The 16,269-nt window shown below is 69.4% G+C and carries 15 protein-coding genes and 1 tRNA gene; 13 read left to right on the forward strand and 3 right to left on the reverse strand.

Annotated features, from left to right (window positions below; genetic code table 11):
- Positions 1–79 precede the first annotated feature (79 nt).
- On the reverse strand, positions 80–1,297 hold the full coding sequence (locus AB0333_RS00525; RefSeq protein ID WP_366216836.1) for a pyridoxal phosphate-dependent aminotransferase: 1,218 nt from the start codon (positions 1,295–1,297) through the stop codon (positions 80–82).
- 221 nt (positions 1,298–1,518) lie between these two features.
- Here AB0333_RS00525 and AB0333_RS00530 point away from each other — a divergent pair.
- The 13 genes from AB0333_RS00530 (at position 1,519) to AB0333_RS00590 (ending at position 14,039) form a co-directional block, all read left to right on the forward strand.
- Positions 1,519–1,591 (forward strand) — tRNA-Trp (locus AB0333_RS00530).
- A 75-nt stretch (positions 1,592–1,666) separates the two neighbouring features.
- Positions 1,667–1,927, forward strand: coding sequence for a preprotein translocase subunit SecE (gene secE, locus AB0333_RS00535; protein WP_366216837.1), 261 nt, complete (start codon positions 1,667–1,669; stop codon positions 1,925–1,927).
- Positions 1,928–2,308: 381 nt separating this feature from the next.
- Positions 2,309–3,070: a transcription termination/antitermination protein NusG gene (gene nusG, locus AB0333_RS00540; RefSeq protein WP_366217181.1), complete on the forward strand. Its 762-nt coding sequence runs from the start codon at positions 2,309–2,311 to the stop codon at positions 3,068–3,070.
- Between the two features lie 151 nt (positions 3,071–3,221).
- Positions 3,222–3,653 (forward strand): 50S ribosomal protein L11, encoded by a 432-nt coding sequence (gene rplK, locus AB0333_RS00545; RefSeq protein WP_115931918.1) that lies wholly within the window; start codon positions 3,222–3,224, stop codon positions 3,651–3,653.
- Positions 3,654–3,751: 98 nt separating this feature from the next.
- Positions 3,752–4,468 carry a 50S ribosomal protein L1 gene (gene rplA, locus AB0333_RS00550; protein ID WP_313822221.1) on the forward strand — a complete coding sequence of 239 codons (717 nt, stop codon included), beginning with the start codon at positions 3,752–3,754 and terminating at the stop codon, positions 4,466–4,468.
- Positions 4,469–4,571: 103 nt separating this feature from the next.
- On the forward strand, positions 4,572–5,768 hold the full coding sequence (locus AB0333_RS00555; protein ID WP_366216839.1) for a GNAT family N-acetyltransferase: 1,197 nt from the start codon (positions 4,572–4,574) through the stop codon (positions 5,766–5,768).
- 171 nt (positions 5,769–5,939) lie between these two features.
- Positions 5,940–7,700, forward strand: coding sequence for an FAD-dependent oxidoreductase (locus tag AB0333_RS00560; protein WP_366216840.1), 1,761 nt, complete (start codon positions 5,940–5,942; stop codon positions 7,698–7,700).
- Between the two features lie 51 nt (positions 7,701–7,751).
- Positions 7,752–8,849, forward strand: coding sequence for a DMT family transporter (locus tag AB0333_RS00565; protein WP_366216841.1), 1,098 nt, complete (start codon positions 7,752–7,754; stop codon positions 8,847–8,849).
- Complete coding sequence (locus tag AB0333_RS00570; RefSeq protein WP_366216842.1) at positions 8,849–9,634, forward strand: IclR family transcriptional regulator; 786 nt, start codon at positions 8,849–8,851, stop codon at positions 9,632–9,634. The genes AB0333_RS00565 and AB0333_RS00570 overlap by 1 nt, the downstream gene beginning before the upstream one ends.
- A gap of 130 nt (positions 9,635–9,764) precedes the next feature.
- Entirely contained in the window at positions 9,765–10,058 is a 294-nt protein-coding gene (locus tag AB0333_RS00575; RefSeq protein WP_366216843.1) for a YciI family protein, read from the forward strand.
- 4 nt (positions 10,059–10,062) lie between these two features.
- On the forward strand, positions 10,063–11,190 hold the full coding sequence (locus tag AB0333_RS00580) for an alcohol dehydrogenase catalytic domain-containing protein (RefSeq protein ID WP_366216844.1): 1,128 nt from the start codon (positions 10,063–10,065) through the stop codon (positions 11,188–11,190).
- Positions 11,191–11,286: 96 nt separating this feature from the next.
- Positions 11,287–12,930, forward strand: coding sequence for an FAD-dependent oxidoreductase (locus AB0333_RS00585; RefSeq protein WP_366216845.1), 1,644 nt, complete (start codon positions 11,287–11,289; stop codon positions 12,928–12,930).
- Entirely contained in the window at positions 12,927–14,039 is a 1,113-nt protein-coding gene (locus AB0333_RS00590) for a Gfo/Idh/MocA family oxidoreductase (protein WP_366216846.1), read from the forward strand. The genes AB0333_RS00585 and AB0333_RS00590 overlap by 4 nt, the downstream gene beginning before the upstream one ends.
- A gap of 99 nt (positions 14,040–14,138) precedes the next feature.
- Here AB0333_RS00590 and AB0333_RS00595 read toward each other — a convergent pair whose 3' ends face one another.
- Both AB0333_RS00595 and AB0333_RS00600 read right to left on the reverse strand, forming a co-directional pair.
- Positions 14,139–15,704, reverse strand: coding sequence for a tripartite tricarboxylate transporter permease (locus AB0333_RS00595; RefSeq protein ID WP_366216847.1), 1,566 nt, complete (start codon positions 15,702–15,704; stop codon positions 14,139–14,141).
- A complete protein-coding gene (locus AB0333_RS00600; protein ID WP_366216848.1) occupies positions 15,701–16,267 on the reverse strand; it encodes a tripartite tricarboxylate transporter TctB family protein in 567 nt (188 codons plus the stop codon). Before AB0333_RS00600 ends, AB0333_RS00595 begins: the two co-directional genes overlap by 4 nt.
- Positions 16,268–16,269: the final 2 nt, after the last annotated feature.

Below are 16,269 nucleotides of genomic sequence, written 5' to 3' on the forward strand. Positions count from 1 at the left end.
AAGACCACCCTAGGCGACGCAACTGCGGATCAGTACCCCGAATCGGCCCGCATTTGCGCGGTCCGGTGGGGCTGGGGTGTCAGCGGGCGAGGAGCTGCTGGATCCGGCCGATGCCCTCGGCGAGGTCGTCGTCGCCCAGGGCGTAAGACAGGCGCAGGAAGCCAGAGGGGCCGAAGGCCTCACCGGGCACGACGGCGACCTCGGCCTTCTCGAGGATGTAGCCGGCCAGCTCGGCGGAGGTCTGGTGCTTCTCGCCCAGCGCGCCGCGGACGTCCACGTACGCGTAGAAGGCCCCGGCCGGCGTCGGGCAGGAGAATCCGGGTACCGCGTTGAGGCCTTCGACGATGGCCTTGCGGCGGCGGTTGAAGGCCGTCTTCATCTCCTCGACGGCGTCCAGCGGACCGGCGACGGCAGCGAGGGCCGCGCGCTGGGAGACGTTCGCGACGTTCGAGGTGGCATGCGACTGCAGGTTGGTGGCCGCCTTGATGATGTCCACCGGGCCGGCCATCCACCCCACGCGCCAGCCGGTCATGGCGTAGGTCTTGGCCACGCCGTTGAGGATGATGACCTGATCGGCCATCTCCGGCACGGCGGCGGCGATCGACGTGAAGGGGACGCCGTCATAGGTGAGATGTTCGTAGATCTCGTCCGTGACCACCCAGAGGCCCCGGGACACGGCCCACTGGCCGATCGAGGCGGTCTCCTCCGGGTCGTACACGGCCCCGGTGGGGTTGGAGGGCGAGTTGAACAACAGCACCTTGGTCCGCTCGGTGACCGCGGCCTCCAGCTGGTCCACGGTGACCTTGTAGCCGGTCTCCGGGCCGGCGAACACCTCGACCGGCACGCCGCCGGCCAGGCGGATGGACTCGGGGTAGGTGGTCCAGAACGGGGTGGGGACGATGACCTCGTCGCCCGGATCCAGCAGGGTCGCGAAGGTGTTGTAGACGGCCTGCTTGCCGCCGTTGGTCACCAGGACCTGCTGGGGCTCGATCTCGAAGCCGGAGTCACGCAGCGTCTTCTCCGCGATGGCCTGCTTCAGCTCGGGCAGGCCGCCGGCGGGGGAGTAGCGGTGGTTCTTGGGGTCCTGGGCTGCGTTCACGGCGGCCTCGACGATGTACCCCGGGGTGGGGAAATCGGGTTCACCGGCGCCGAAGCCGATCACCGGTCGCCCGGCGGCCTTGAGGGCCTTGGCCTTGGCATCGACGGCGAGGGTGGCGGATTCGGCGATCGAGCCGATGCGCTCGGAGACGCGGCTGCGGGGCGGGGTGGGCTGCGAGGTGGACAGCGAGCTAGACATGGGGTCCTTCCGGCGGGCGGTTTCCGGGGGTCGTCGCGATCCAGCCTAGTGGTACGCGGCACAGCTGTGGCTGTGTGTGCTCATGTGTGCCCATATGTGCCCGACCGAGCACCCTGGAGAAGCGGCCGGTTCGACTCACTGCCCCCGATGGCGTAAAGTTGATCCCCGGTGTTGAAAAGCACCAGGCTGGGCCGTGCCGTGGGAAACCACATCCGGCACCTAGGGTAGTGGCGCAATTGGTAGCGCAGCGGTCTCCAAAACCGCAGGTTGCAGGTTCGAGTCCTGTCTACCCTGCGCAGGGTGGTCTTTCGGTGATCCGAAAAGCCCCCGGCAGGACAGTTTCAGTGTCGACCTAGCAAGTGAGGCCACGTGACCGAGGCAGTTGCGAATAGCACCGGGGACCAGAACCCCGGCACGCCGCGGAAGCGAGGCCTCTTCGGCAGAATCGCCCTGTTCCTGCGGCAGGTGGTGGACGAGCTCAAGAAGGTCGTCACCCCCACCCGTGAGGAGCTGGTGAAGCTCACCGGAGTCGTGCTCGCCTTCGTGATCTTCATGATCTTGCTGGTGACCTTGTTGGACTTCTTGTTCGGCATGGGCGCCTCCTTCGTCTTCGGCGACGGCAGCGTCTGACGCTTCCCGCCGGTGGACGCATGCCCTGCCGGAAGTACGTTGAACGCGTGAAGAAAGCAGGAACCAGTGTCCGAGCAGGAACTCGAACCGCAGGCCGACGCCCTCGCTGAGGCTGACGCCCTCGAAGAGGAGCAGTCCCAGCCGTCTCAGGACCCCCAGACTGCTGAGGATGCCGCCGTCGCCGGTGAACCCGTCGTGCCGGCTGAGCCGGCCGAATCCGGGGAGCCGGAGGCCGACGTCGACCCGCAGGCCGCCGTGGACCCGGCGATCGAGGCCGACGGCATCGACGAGAGCTACGACGAGGCCGCCGAGCCGGAGGTCGATCCCCAGGCCGAGACCCGCGAGGTCGCCGCTGAGGAATCCGCTGAGGACCAGGGTCAGATGACCCTGCAGGAGGAAGACCTGGCACAGAGCGGCGCTGAGTCCGCCGACCGGCCCGACGCCGACCTGGTGGGCGAGGATTCCCTGGACGTGGAGCCGGTCGAAGCCCAGCCGGCAGCCGCCGTGGTCAACGAGGTGGATCCCTCCGAGGAGCTCCGCACCCGCCTGCGCCGCCAGCCGGGCGACTGGTACGTCATCCACACCTACGCGGGCTACGAGAAGCGTGTGAAGACCAACCTGGAGACGCGCGTCCAGACCCAGGAGATGGAGGACTACGTCTATGAGATCGAAGTCCCCATGGAAGAGGTCGTGGAGATCCGCAACACCACGCGCAAGCTCGTCAACCGGGTGCGCATCCCCGGTTACGTGCTGGTCCGCATGGACCTGACGGACGCCTCGTGGGGCGTGGTCCGCCACACTCCGGGCGTCACCGGATTCGTGGGCAACGCCCATGACCCGTTCCCGCTCTCCCTCGACGAGATCCACTCCATGCTGGCCCCCTCGGTCATGCAGGAGGCCACCAAGGCCGCTCAGGCCGAGGGCCGTCCCGCCCCGGCCGGCGCCGAGTCGTCCGCCCCGGCCATCGAGGTCGACTTCGAGGTCGGCGAGTCCGTCACCGTCAACGACGGCCCGTTCGAGACGCTCCCGGCCACGATCTCCGAGGTCAAGGTCGAGTCCCAGCAGCTCGTGGTCCTCGTGACCATCTTCGAGCGCGAGACGCCGGTCACCCTGTCCTTCAACCAGGTCACCAAGATCCGGTAGGAGGCACCACCAGACTTCGCCCCTCCGGTTGCTTCGGCTGCTTTGGCCGGACGGTGGCGGACCGGTCACCGCGCCACGGTGGCCACCAGCTCCGGAACACGCTCCTGTGCTTCGGGGAACACGCAAGAAGTTACAGAAGAAGGACCCGATTATGGCCCCCAAGAAGAAGGTCGCAGGCCTGATCAAGCTGCAGATCCAGGCAGGAGCCGCCAACCCGGCCCCTCCGATCGGCCCTGCGCTCGGTCAGCACGGCGTGAACATCATGGAGTTCTGCAAGGCGTACAACGCCGCGACGGAATCACAGCGTGGCAACGTCGTCCCCGTCGAGATCACCGTGTACGAAGACCGTTCGTTCACCTTCGTCACCAAGACCCCGCCGGCCGCCGAGCTGATCAAGAAGGCTGCCAAGGTCGCCAAGGGCTCCTCCACCCCGCACACGGACAAGGTCGGCAAGCTGACCCAGGCCCAGTGCGAGGAGATCGCCCAGACCAAGATGGAAGACCTCAACGCCAACGATGTCCAGGCCGCGGCCAAGATCATCGCCGGCACCGCCCGCTCCATGGGCATCACCGTCGAAGGCTGACGGAAGCAACACTTTTCAGCACTTCAGCAACACAGCTCATTCCAGTGGCAGGGTCGCGCGCGACCCGCAGACCACGACTGCATAAGGAGAACAAGCAGATGGCACAGCGCAGCAAAGCATACAAGGCGGCTCAGGAGAAGATCGGCGAGGACATCTACGGTCCCGTCGAGGCCATCGCCTTGGCCAAGGAGACCAACCCGTCCAAGTCGGACGCCACCGTGGAGGTCGCCTTCCGCCTGAGCGTCGATCCCCGCAAGGCCGATCAGATGGTGCGCGGCACCGTCAACCTGCCGAACGGCACCGGCAAGACCGCCCGCGTGGTCGTCTTCGCCACCGGTGACAAGGCCGCAGCGGCCGAGGCCGCCGGCGCCGACTTCGTGGGCTCTGACGATCTGATCGCCAAGGTCCAGGGCGGCTGGACCGACTTCGACGCCGCCGTGGCGTCCCCGGACATGATGGGCAAGGTCGGCCGTCTCGGCAAGGTCCTCGGCCCGCGCAACCTGATGCCGAACCCGAAGACCGGCACGGTGACGCCGGACGTGGCCAAGGCCGTGACCGACATCAAGGGCGGCAAGATCGACTTCCGCGTCGACAAGCACTCGAATCTGCACTTCATCATCGGCAAGACCAGCTTCGATGCTGACAAGCTGACCGAGAACTACGCCGCTGCCCTGGAGGAGGTGCTGCGCCTGAAGCCGTCCGCGTCCAAGGGCCGGTACATCTCCAAGGCCACCATCTCGACGACCTTCGGCCCCGGCATCCGGGTGGACCCGAACGTGGTCAAGATCGAGACTGCGGCGACCGCCCAGGCCTGATCACCAGCTTCACCATCAGGGCCGGAACCAGCGAGAGATCGCGGTTCCGGCCCTGATGCGTTAAGCACACGGTCACCCAGCCGGGTGCGGCATCATGAACACCATGAGGATCGAATGGCTGGACCTTCCCGACGCACTGGACCAGACGCGGTTGCCGATGCCGCCCACCACGGCGGACTTCTTGCAGGTGACCCAATTGGCCAACCTGGTGACGTCCCTGTTCTGGGGCAACAACGACTTCTACGTCTCCCCGGAGAACCACTTGGCCGACGCCACGGCCCGCGAGGACGTGCGCACCTCCTACGCCGTCGCCCGCGAGCCCCTGACCGGGGACCGGCCCGACCGCATCATCGGGTATGCCGCGTTGAGCCTGCCCTCGGAGCCGGGCGCCTCGGCGGATGATCAGCCCACCATCGCGGAAGCCTCCGTCTCCGTGCACCCCGACTTCCGGCGCCGTGGGGTGGGGTCCGCCCTGCTGCGGGAGGCCGAGGCCGAGGCAGCGCGGCGGGGACGCACCGTGCTGCAGTCCTGGACGGACAACGCCCTGGTGGAACCGGCCGCCGTCGGGTCCGGCCCGGTGTTCGTCTCCGGCACGTCGCTGGAGACCGGCCTGACCCCGGTGGTCCGGACGCCCTCGGCATCGGTGCCCGACGCCGGCCGGGACCGGATTCGCTGGCAGGCGCCGGATGCGGCGTTCGCCGCCGCCCACGGCTACGAACTGGCCCAAGTGGAGTGGACATCCGTGCTGGACCTGCGGGAGGCGGCCGGTGCCGCCCTGGTGGCTGAATCCGGCTCCGGGGCCGCCGAGGAGCACGGCTACGAGCTGCTCAGCTGGGAGGGGGACTGCCCGGAGCAGCACGCGGCATCGATGGCCGGGTTGCTCGGCCGGATGGCGGCCGAGGCGCCGGCCGGTGCCCTGGAGCGGGTGGCCGAGCACTGGGATGTGCCCCGGCTGCGGGCCGAGGAGCGGGCCCGCCGGGAGATCGGCCTGTCCATCGTCACGACGGCGGTACGGGACCGGTCGACCGGTCAGCTCGTCGGGCATTCGGACATCGAGACCTTCGCCGACCTGCCCCAGGCGGCCTACCAGGGCAACACCCTGGTCCGGCCGGAGCACCGGGGCCGGGGTCTCGCCGTGCTCCTGAAGGCCGTCAACGTCTCGCAATTGCTGCGGTTGAAGCCCGCGACCGAACGTCTCTACACCTGGAACGCCGCCGAGAACGGGGCGATCCTGCGCGCGAACAAGGAGTTGGGGTTCGTGCCGGTGGCCACGCACCCCGCCTGGCAGAAGAGGGTCTGACTGATCCTCCCAATTTTCCTATTGAATGGGAACCGGCCTCCCGGCCGCGGTGCACGTGAGTGACGATGGAGCGTGAGCCGGGTCACGGGCTGCGGTGCCCTGTCCCGGGGCGACGCAGCCCTCGCCGGGCCCAGCAGACTCCAGCAGACCCCAGCAGAACAAGGCAGGCCGATGACCGAGAACCCTCCCACATCGACGCTTCCGACGCTTCCGACACTCGCCCCGTGGGACCGCGAGGTGGACCTTCTGGTGCTGGGCACCGGTGCCGCCGGTCTCGCCGCCGCCCTGACGGGCGCCCAGGAGGGGCTGTCGGTGCTGGTTCTGGAGAAGACCGACTACATCGGAGGCACGACGGCCTACTCGGCCGGGACCTGCTGGATCCCCAACAACCACTTCCAGCGTGAGGACGGCATCACGGACGACGCCGAGAAGGCCGAGCGCTACCTCGACCGGTTGGTGGGGGACGCATCGGACAAGGCGCTGCGCCAGGCGTACCTGGACAACGGTCCCGCGATGCTGCGCTACATGGAGGACCTGGGGGTGACATTCCGGCGGTCGCCCGCCGTGGTGGACTACCACTCGGAGCTGCCGGAGACGGGCCAGACGGGACGCGCGCTGGAGCCGGAGCCCTTCGACGGCCGGACGCTGGGCCGGAACCGCTTCCGCCACATCCGGCCCCCGGTGCCCGAGTTCGCCCTCATGGGCGGGACCATGATGCTGCGCCGGGCCGAGGTCGGCACCCTGCTGGGCCTGTTCTCCCGGAAGGCCGGCACGATGGCGAAGGCCGGAGCCACGGCTCTGGGCCTGGGCGCACGCTGGGCCGTGGACATGGTCCGGAATCCGCGCGGCACCCGGTTGGTAATGGGCAATGCCCTCGTGGCCCGCATGTACGCCGAGGTGCTCGCGCGGGGAGGGGAAGTGTGGCGCAACGCCTCCACCACGGAGCTGCTGCGGGACCAGGATCGCGTGACGGGCGCCGTCGTCGGCTATCAGGGCCGCGAGCTGCGGATCCGGGCGCGGCGTGGCGTGGTGCTGGCCGCCGGCGGATTCGCCCAGAGCCCCGAACTGCGGAAGAAGTTCCTCCCGGAGCCCACGCCCCAGTTCTCCCGTGCCGGGGAGGGCTCCACGGGTGACACCCTGCGCCTGAGCGAGGCCGTCGGCGCCGCGGCCGGGACGGACAACGGTGAGAACGCCCTGTGGTTCCCGTCCTCGATCGGGACCCGGGCGGACGGCTCCACCGTGGTGTTCCCGCACATCTGGGACCGGGCGAAGCCGGGGCTGATCGCCGTCAACTCCGCCGGCCGGCGTTTCGTGGACGAATCGCACTCCTACCACCGCTTCGTCCGGGCCATGTATGCCTCGCACCAGACGGTGCCGACCATCCCCGCCTGGCTGGTGGTGGACGCGCGCACCCTGGCGAAGTATGGGCTGGGCATGATCACCATGCCGCACCTGCCCGCCGCGATGCTGCAGAAGTACATCGACGACGGCTACCTCCACCGCGGGTCCACCCTGCGGGAGCTGGCCGAGGGGATCGGCGTGGACCCTTCCGGCCTCGAGGAGACCGTCCGCCGGTACAACGGCTTCGCCGAGACCGGGGTGGACGAGGACTTCCGGAAGGGCGAGCTGATGTTCGGGCGGGTGGCCGGGGACCCGGACCACACACCGAACCCGAACATCGGGCCGATCCGGCAGGGGCCGTTCTACGCCGTGGCGGTGGTGCCGACCCCCCTGGCCACCGCCTATGGGATCCAGATCAATGCCCACGCCCAAGTGGTGGGCCGGGACGGCGAGGTGCTCGGCGGCCTGTACGCTGCCGGCAATGACGCCGCCTCCGTCATGGGCAGCGAGTATCCCGGGGCCGGCTCCCAGGTCGGTGCCGGGATGACCTTCGGCTGGGTGGCGGCTCGCCACGCGGCCGGAATCGCCTGAACTCCTGACGCACTGAACGACTGCTGGACCGACGCCGAAGGAGACACACGCATGGGAAGGACCCTGTCGCTGCTCCTGGCGTTGGCCGGCGGCGTGGCGATCGCGGTCCAGGCCCGGATCACCGGCGCCCTCAGGACCGAGCTCGGGGACGCGTCCCTGGCCGCCACGGTGACCTTCGGCTCCGGACTGGTGCTGATGCTGCTCGTCAACGGCCTGGTGCGCGCCAACCGTCGCGGCGTGGTCCGGCTGGTCCGGGGTGCGGTCACGGGACGATTTCCGTGGGTCTTCGCCTTCTCCGGGCTCCTCGGCGCCTTCGCCGTGTACGGGCAGGCCGTCACCGTGGACCTCGTGGGCGTCGCGCTGTTCTCCCTCGTCTTCATCTCCGGCCAGATGCTCTCCTCGACGGTGATGGACACCGTCGGGTGGGTGCCCTCGGGGCGCCATCGCCTCAGCCTGCGGAGGTCGGTGGGGGTGCTCGCGGGACTGGCCGGCGTCGGGCTGGCGCTCTCCCCGCGCCTGCTCGGGGGCGGGTTCGGGAGTGGGTTCGGGAGCGGGTTGGGTGGCGGGAGCGGAAGCGGGTCCGGCGGAGATGCCGCAGGTCCGGAGATGTTCCTGGCCCTGGGACTGCCCCTGTTGCTCGTTCTGGCCGGCGGGCTGCTCCAGCCGCCCCAGATGGCGATGAACGCGGTGATGGGTGCGGCCGTGAGCCGTGTGGAGCCGCTCGTGCTGTTCAACTACCTGGTCGGGACGCTGGCCCTGCTGGTGGTGGCCGCACCGCAGATCGCGGCCGGTGGCCTGGCGCGGCTGCCGTGGGGCCCGGGGGACTGGTGGTACTACACCGGTGGCCTGCTGGGTTCCGTGGTGGTGATCGGCGGGGCCCTGCTGACGCGGACCATCGGCTCGTTGCTGTTCACCCTCGGGCTCGTCGCCGGCCAGTTGGCCGGGTCGCTGGTGGTGGACGCGGTGTGGCCCACCCGCGGCGCGGAGGTGACCTGGCAGGTCATGACCGGGGCGATCGTCACGCTGCTGGCCCTCGTGCTCGCCTCGTCCAGCACACTGCGGTCGTCTCTCCAGAACACGCGGCAGGACCCGCCGCAGAACACGCGGCAGGACCCGGTGCAGCCCACCCGGAGCGAGACGACACCCTAATGGCCAATTCACGGTCCGGCGAATCACTGATCCAGCGCCTGGTGCGGGTCCTGCACGCCTTCGACGCCGACCACCCGGAACTCACGGCCTCCGAACTGGCCCTGCGCGCTGGCCTGTCCACCTCCACCGCCCACCGCCTGGCGGGGGACATGGCCGAGGAGGGCTTGCTGCGGCGCACCCCGGACGGCCGCTTCCGGATCGGCCTGGTGCTGTGGGAACTGGGCCAGCGCAGCTCCACCTATCAGGAGTTCGGCCAGGCAGCACTGCCGTTCATGGAGGCCGTGCACGTGACGCAACGGCAGAACACCTCGCTGGCCATCATGGACCACGACGACGGCACGATCATCTACCTGGAGCGGCTGATCAGCAAGGACGTGCCCACGGACCTGACCAAGGTCGCCGGTCGGCTGCCGGTGCTCTCCACGGCTCCGGGACTGGCCATCCTGGCGCACTCACCGCGCCGGCTCCAGGAGCGGTACCTCACCTCGACCTGGGATCCGGCCACGCGCGATTCCGGCATCACGGAGGTGGGACTGCGCCGCCGCCTCGCGCAGGCCCGCGCCGACGGCTATGCCCACCTGCGCGGGGTCACCGTGGCCGGTTCCTCGGGGACGGCCGCACCCGTCTTCGGACCGGGAGGCCGGGTGCTGGGCGCCATCTCGATCGTGGCCGAGGTGGACCAGATCAACCTCCAGATCCAGGCCCCGGTTCTGTTGGCCGCGGCGCGCGGACTGTCCCGGCAGATGGGGTCGCGGGGAAAATCCGGGGGATGGGAGCACACCTGAGGGCCGAGCTGGCGACCCCTTCTCGTGACCATTCAATGGGAACGTGGACGCGGAGTGCGGCCACCTCCCGGCACGATGGCTGTAACGCCGGTCACCAGGCCGGCGTGTGCCCATCTGAGGAGTTCTACCCATGACCGCCTATGCCGTCACCTACGCCTACGTCCCCGAGACCGAGGCGATGGTCGCCACCCGACCGTCCCACGTGGAGTTCCTCAAGGGCCTGAACGAGCAGGGCACCCTGCTGGTCTCCGGCCGCCTGACCGAGGCGGATCCGCTGGGCGCCCTGCTGATCATCAAGGGCGGGTCCGTGGACGAGGTCACCGAGATCATGAACGGGGACCCCTTCCACCAGGGCGGCTTCATCGCCGAACGCACGGTGCGCCGCTGGAACATCGCCTTCGGCTCGATCGAGGGCGCCGAGTAATCAGATGACCTCGACAACCTCCGCCCCGACCACCGCCGCCGGCTCGGACCGCACAGCCACCGCCGCCGTCACCTCGAGCCGGCGCACGATCGACTTCCGCAGCGTTCCCGCTCCGGTCCCGGCACCCGGCACTGCGGTGATCCGGATGGCCTCCGTGACCCTCTGCGGCACGGATGCCCACATCTGGGATGACGACTACGCCACCGAGCTGCCGATCATCCAGGGCCATGAGGCCGCCGGAACCATCCTCGCGCTGGACGCCGCTGACACGACGGGCGCCGCCGGTGGCTGGGCCGTGGGCGACCGGGTGGCGATCTCCCCGATGTTCTACTGCGGCACGTGCCACGCCTGCTCGATCGGGCGCGTCAACGCCTGTCGGCACATGAGCGTCTACGGCTGCTACGAGGATGGCTCGCTCGTCACTGAGCAGGCCGTCCCGCTGGAGAAGCTCTACCGCGTTCCGGAGTCGGTGTCCCTGGACCTGGCCCCGATGTCCGAGCCGATCTCCATCGCTATGCAGGCCGTGAACCGCGGCCGCGCCACGGCGGGGGAGAAGGTCCTGGTCTCCGGCGCCGGCCCGATCGGTCTGCTGGCCACGGTCTACCTCAAGGACCTGGGCTGCGATGTCACGGTCTCGGACATGAACCCGGACCGTCTCGAGCTGGCCCGGGCCATGGGCGCGGACCGCACCCTCACCGTGGGGCGCGAGGAGTTCCCGACGCCGGCCCAGAAGGCCGAGCTGGACGAGCTCACCGACGGCGACGGACCCTCGCTGGTCATCGACGCCACCGGCGCCCCGTCCTCCGTGGCCACCGGGGTGGACCTGGTGGCCACCGCCGGCCGAGTGGTGTGCGTGGGCATCTCCGACCAGGAGCTGCGACTGACCCTGCGCACCCTGCCGGTCAAGGAGATCGACCTGCTCGGTTCGCGCAATTCCCAGAATCTCAGCGGTGAGGCCCTGGACCTGCTGGACCGCCACCAGGACACCATCGGGCGGTTGCTGACCCACCGGTTCGCGTTCGAGGACCTGGACGCCGCCTTCGAGACCCTCGTGGACCCCTCGGCCGGCGTCGGCAAAATCGCGATCGATTTCACCGCGGAAGACCCCGCTGAAGGAGACACCAGGCCATGACCGAGACCCGCCCCGCCGCAGACCGCCTGCTCCAGACCCCCCTTCTGACCCCCCCTTCTGACCCCCGTCCCGGAACTCGCCGACCGCTACGACCTCTTGGTCATCGGCTCCGGCTGTGCCGGGCTGACCTCGGCCCTGGTGGCCCGCCAGGCCGGAGCGTCCGTCCTGGTGCTGGAGAAGGCGGACCGGTTGGGCGGGACCACGGCGGCCGGCGGCGGGGTGATGTGGGCGCCGAACAACCATCTGATGGGCGCCCGTGACTTCTCGGACAGCGATGAGGACGCCGCCTCCTACGTGCGGGCGGCCACGGCCGGGAAGCTCTCCGAGGAGGAGATCTCCTGGTACGTCTCCACCGCCGCCGAGGCCGTCCGCTTTCTGGACGAGAACACCAGGGTGGACTATTCGCCCCTGTCCCGTCCCGATTACCACATGGAGTGGCCGGGAGCCACGCCGGGTGGGCGAGGCCTGGACCACCGGGAGTTCGACCCCGCGGTGGTGCCCGGACTGGCCGAGGCCCTGCGCCCGCCCACGTACCTGCCGCTGATCACCATGGACGAGCGCGACCAACTGCACGGCGCCGCCCCTGACCCATCGCTGCTCGCCGAGCGAGCGGAGCGCGGGGTGCGCACCATGGGCGGGGCGCTGGCCGGTGCCCTGACCGCCTCGGCCTGGGAGGCCGGCGTCGTCATGGCGGCCTCCGCCCCGGCCACGGGGCTCCGTCGTGATGGTGCTGCTGATGTGGGCACTGACAGCGCGACTCGCACTGGCGACTGGCACGTCACCGTGGCTGGCGAGAAGGACATCACGGCCGCGTCCGTGGTCCTCGCCTCCGGCGGCTTCGAATGGTCGCCCGAGCTGACCGGCACCCTGCTGAAATTCCCCGTCACCCCGATCTCCGCACCGTCCAACGCCGGCGACGGGCTGAAGCTGGGGATGGCCGTGGGCGGCTCCTTCACAGAGACCACGGACATCTGGGGCGTGCCGGTGATCACCGCCCACGGTGCCAGCTACGACGGCAGGCCCTCCGGACGGATGGGCAACGTGGAGGCCACCCTGCCCGGCGGGATCGTGGTCAACTCCGCCGGCCGCCGCTTCGTCAACGAGGCCCTGAACTACCACGACTTCTCCCGGGTCTTCGCGAACATCGACCCCGCGACCTCCCAGTACGCCAACATCCCGGCCTACCTGGTGATGGACTCGCGGTTCGTGTCCCGGTACCCGGTCGCCGGCAGCCCGGTGTTCTCCGGGCCGGACGAGGCGCCGGACTGGATGGACCGGGCGGACTCGCTGGCTGAGCTGGCACGGATCATCGGCGTGGATGCGGCGGGCCTCGAGGAGACCGTGGCCCGCTTCAACCCGGCGGCGGAGCGCGGTGAGGATCCTGAGTTCGGCCGGGGAGCCTCCGCGCAGGACCGGCACCTGGGGGATCCGCAGAACCTGCCCAACCCCTGCCTGGCACCGCTCACGGCCCCACCGTTCTACGCCGTGCAGCTGCATCCCGGCGTGCTGGGGACCTCGGGCGGCCTGCGTGCCGACCTGGACGGACGGGTCCTGGACTGGGACGGGGTTCCCCTGCCCGGACTGTATGCCGCCGGCAACTGCTCGGCGACCGTCTTCAAGGACGCCTACCCCGGAGGTGGTGCCACGATCGGCTCCGCCATCACGCGCGCCTACGCCGCGGGCCGGCATCTCTCCCGGGTCCAGCCCCCACACACCGCCACGGAGGACGTCCACGCATGAGCACCACCGGACCTGAAGCCCCGGGCCACGCCCCGAACCGAACACTCCGCGTCGGCATCGCCGGAGGTGGGGCGATCTTCCGCAACCACCTGGAGGCCTACCGGGCCCTGCAGGACGTCGAGGTGGTGGCCCTGTGTGACATCGACGCCGAGCGGGCCGGTGCGGTCGCCGCGGCTCACGGGATCCAGCAAGCCTTCGGCTCCGTCACGGACCTGCTGGCCTGGCGGGGTGCCGATGGACGCGGGATCGATCTGATCTCGGTGTGCACCCCGCACCCCACGCACGAGGCCGTGGTGACGGAGGCCGCCGCCGCCGGCGTGCACGTGCTGTGCGAGAAGCCGATCGCGATCGACCTCGCGGCCGCCGAGCGGATGGTGGCCGTTTGCCGTGAGGCCGCCGTGACCTTCGGCGTGCTCTTCCAGCGCCGATTCTGGCCCGCGGCCCAACGGATCCGTGCCGCCATCGACGACGGGACGCTGGGCACCCCGATCCTCGGCCACTGCTCCGTGCTGCTGCACCGTGAACCCGAGTACTACTCCGCCACCGACTGGAGGGGCACCTGGTCCTCGGACGGCGGCGGGGTGCTGATGACCCAGGGCATCCACTACATCGACCTGCTCCAGTGGTTCATGGGTGAGGTGGTCGAGGTGCACGGACACATCGGAACCTTCGTGCATGGCGAGCACATCGAGGTCGAGGACTCGGCCGTGGCGACCCTGAGATTCGCCTCCGGGGCCATCGCGACGGTGCAGGCCTCGACCGCCGTCACCCCGTCACTCGGCGTCCAGGTCCGGGTCACCGGGTCCACGGGCGCCACCGCGCAGGTCACCGAGTTCCCGGAGGGGACCGACGGCCGGGTGGACATCTGGGCGGCGGGAAACAGCGTGGGTGCCGAGGAGACCTGGCCGTCTGCGCTGCAGCCCAACGTGGACCTGGCCACCATCAACGGCGCCCTGATCCCGTGGCATCGGGCCCAGGTGGCCGACTTCGTGGACGCCGTCCGCACCGGCGGAACCCCCGCCGTCACGGGTGAGGAGGCCACCCAGTCCCTGCGCATCCTACTGGCGGTATACGAGTCCTCCCGCACCGGCCAGCCGGTGGTGTTCTGAGCCGTTCGGCTCACTGAGCCGACGACAGGCAACGGCGCCCCCTTCCATCCGGAAGGGGGCGCCGTCGTCGTTGGTGGTGATGTTGGTGGGAAAGCCTGATCAGGGGATCAGGACGGACAGCCCCTCGTCCTTGCCCTTCAGGGCCTGCTTGCGGCGCAGCCGCATCTGGCGCAGCGGGGGCAGCAGGAGTGCTGCGGCCGAGATGGCGAAGAGCACCAGGGCGATGGGGCTGGTGAGGAATCCGGTCCAACCGTCACCGATCAGGGTGCGCCGCAGGTTGGATTCCGCGAGGGGACCGAGGATCAGACCGAGAACGGCGGGGCCGGCGGGGAAGCCGAAGCGGAGCATGAACAGCCCGATCACTCCCATGATCAGCATGACGAAGACGTCGAAGACCGAGTTGCTGATGGAGTAGGTGCCGACCATGCAGAACACCAGGATGATGATCCAGAGGTACTGGTTCTTCAGCTCCAGCAGTTTCACCATCGACTTCATGCGGACCAGGGAGAGGCCCAGGGAGAGCACGGTGGCCACCAGCAGGATCGTTGCCAGGGTGTAGACCAGCGACGGGTCGTTGGTGAACAGTGCCGGGCCCGGCTGGATGCCCCAGATCATCATGGAGCCGATCAGGACGGCCATCACGGAGTCGCCGGGCACACCCAGGGCCATGGTGGTGGTGACGGAGCCGCCGAGCGTGGCGGTGGACGAGGTGTCGGCGGAGGTGAGGCCCTCGATGGAGCCCTTGCCGAACTCCTCCTTGCGGCGGGAGAAGCGCTTGGCGTTGTCCCAGGCGATGATGCCGGCGATGTCCCCGCCGACGGCCGGGACCAGGCCGACCACGGATCCGGTGCCGGCGCCGATGCCCATGGGCTTGATCAGCCGACGAAACATCGCGCGGTCCGGCATCCACTGGCCCAGTTGGCTGATGGGCTTGTCCTGGATCGCAGTGCGCCGGTGGGTGACCATCTGGTTGAGGACCTCGGCCACACCGAACAGGCCGATGATCACGGGGATGAAGGGCACGCCGCCGTTGAGCTCCAGAATGCCCAGGGTGAAGCGCTGGTCACCGGTGATCGGATCACGGCCGACCGTGGCCAGCAGCAGGCCGAAGGCGCCGGCGACCAGACCCTTGAAGATGCGGCCGGAGGAGACTCCGATCATCATCGTCAGTCCGAAGACCACGAGGGCGAACAGCTCCGGTGGCCCGAACTGGCGGGCGAGGCCGGCCAGGGGGATGGCGAACAGCGAGAGCACGATGATGCCGATGACCATGCCGAACGCGGAGCCGAAGGCGGAGGCGGTCATCGCCAGGCCGGCCTTGCCCTGCTTGGCCAGGGGGTAGCCGTCGAAGGTGGTCGCGATGGAGGCCGGGGTGCCGGGGGTGTTGATGAGGATGGCCGGCACCCGGTCCCCGAACTGCGCTGCCACGTAGATCGTCAGCAGCACGGCCAGGCCCTGGATGGGGTCCATGGTCAGGGTGAAGCCGGAGGCCAGGGCCACGGCCATGGTGGCCGTGACGCCGGGGAACGCGCCGACCAGCATGCCCACGAGCATGCCCAGACCGATGTACAGCAGGGTGTCCCACTGCAGGACCACGCCGATGCCGTCGGTGACGGCATTCGCCGCGATGGGCAGGGGCAGCTGGAGAAGGAGTTCGGGGATCACAGGGGCACCTTCAAGAGGACGATGAACAACAGGTGCAGCAGGGCACCGATGATGATCGGGAGGAAGACGAGGACCTTCCAGTTCCGGATGCCGTAGAGCAAGAGCAGCACCACGGTGACGACCATGGTGATCAGCCAGAACTGCAGGACGTTGAACAGCAGCAGGTAGCCGATCAGCACGGCGAAGGTGGCGACCATCTGGCCGATCCCGGCCCAGTTCATGTCCTCGGGGATGTCTGAGGGGCGGACCCCGCGCAGGACGTTCGTGAACACCAGCAGTACACCGAGCCCGATCAGGGCCCAGGCGAGCATGGTCGGCCAGAACCGTGGGCCCAGGGCGTCCCCGCCCCGGTCGGTGATGCCACCGACCAGGACGAGGACCGTAATCCCCAGGCCCACCGACGCGGCAACGGGAATCAATTCCCGCAGTCGGTAGGGCAGGTTCGTCAGCAGGACCAGGTCCTCCGGATGGTCACCGGGACGCTCCGCGGTCCCGGCGGAAGTGCCGGTCGTGGAGCCGGTCGTCGAACCTGTCGTGGAACCAGACGTGTCAGGCGAGGACACGA

The sequence above is a fragment of the Citricoccus sp. NPDC079358 genome (assembly GCF_040702545.1).
Classification (GTDB): Bacteria; Actinomycetota; Actinomycetes; order Actinomycetales; family Micrococcaceae; genus Citricoccus.

Coding starts and splice junctions, on each gene's coding strand:
- AB0333_RS00525 (WP_366216836.1), bottom strand. CDS start 1,297: ATGTCTAGCTCGCTGTCCACCTCGCAGCCCACCCCGCCCCGCAGCCGC.
- nusG (WP_366217181.1), top strand. CDS start 2,309: ATGACCCTGCAGGAGGAAGACCTGGCACAGAGCGGCGCTGAGTCCGCC.
- rplK (WP_115931918.1), top strand. CDS start 3,222: ATGGCCCCCAAGAAGAAGGTCGCAGGCCTGATCAAGCTGCAGATCCAG.
- rplA (WP_313822221.1), top strand. CDS start 3,752: ATGGCACAGCGCAGCAAAGCATACAAGGCGGCTCAGGAGAAGATCGGC.
- AB0333_RS00555 (WP_366216839.1), top strand. CDS start 4,572: ATGAGGATCGAATGGCTGGACCTTCCCGACGCACTGGACCAGACGCGG.
- AB0333_RS00560 (WP_366216840.1), top strand. CDS start 5,940: ATGACCGAGAACCCTCCCACATCGACGCTTCCGACGCTTCCGACACTC.
- AB0333_RS00565 (WP_366216841.1), top strand. CDS start 7,752: ATGGGAAGGACCCTGTCGCTGCTCCTGGCGTTGGCCGGCGGCGTGGCG.
- AB0333_RS00570 (WP_366216842.1), top strand. CDS start 8,849: ATGGCCAATTCACGGTCCGGCGAATCACTGATCCAGCGCCTGGTGCGG.
- AB0333_RS00575 (WP_366216843.1), top strand. CDS start 9,765: ATGACCGCCTATGCCGTCACCTACGCCTACGTCCCCGAGACCGAGGCG.
- AB0333_RS00580 (WP_366216844.1), top strand. CDS start 10,063: ATGACCTCGACAACCTCCGCCCCGACCACCGCCGCCGGCTCGGACCGC.
- AB0333_RS00590 (WP_366216846.1), top strand. CDS start 12,927: ATGAGCACCACCGGACCTGAAGCCCCGGGCCACGCCCCGAACCGAACA.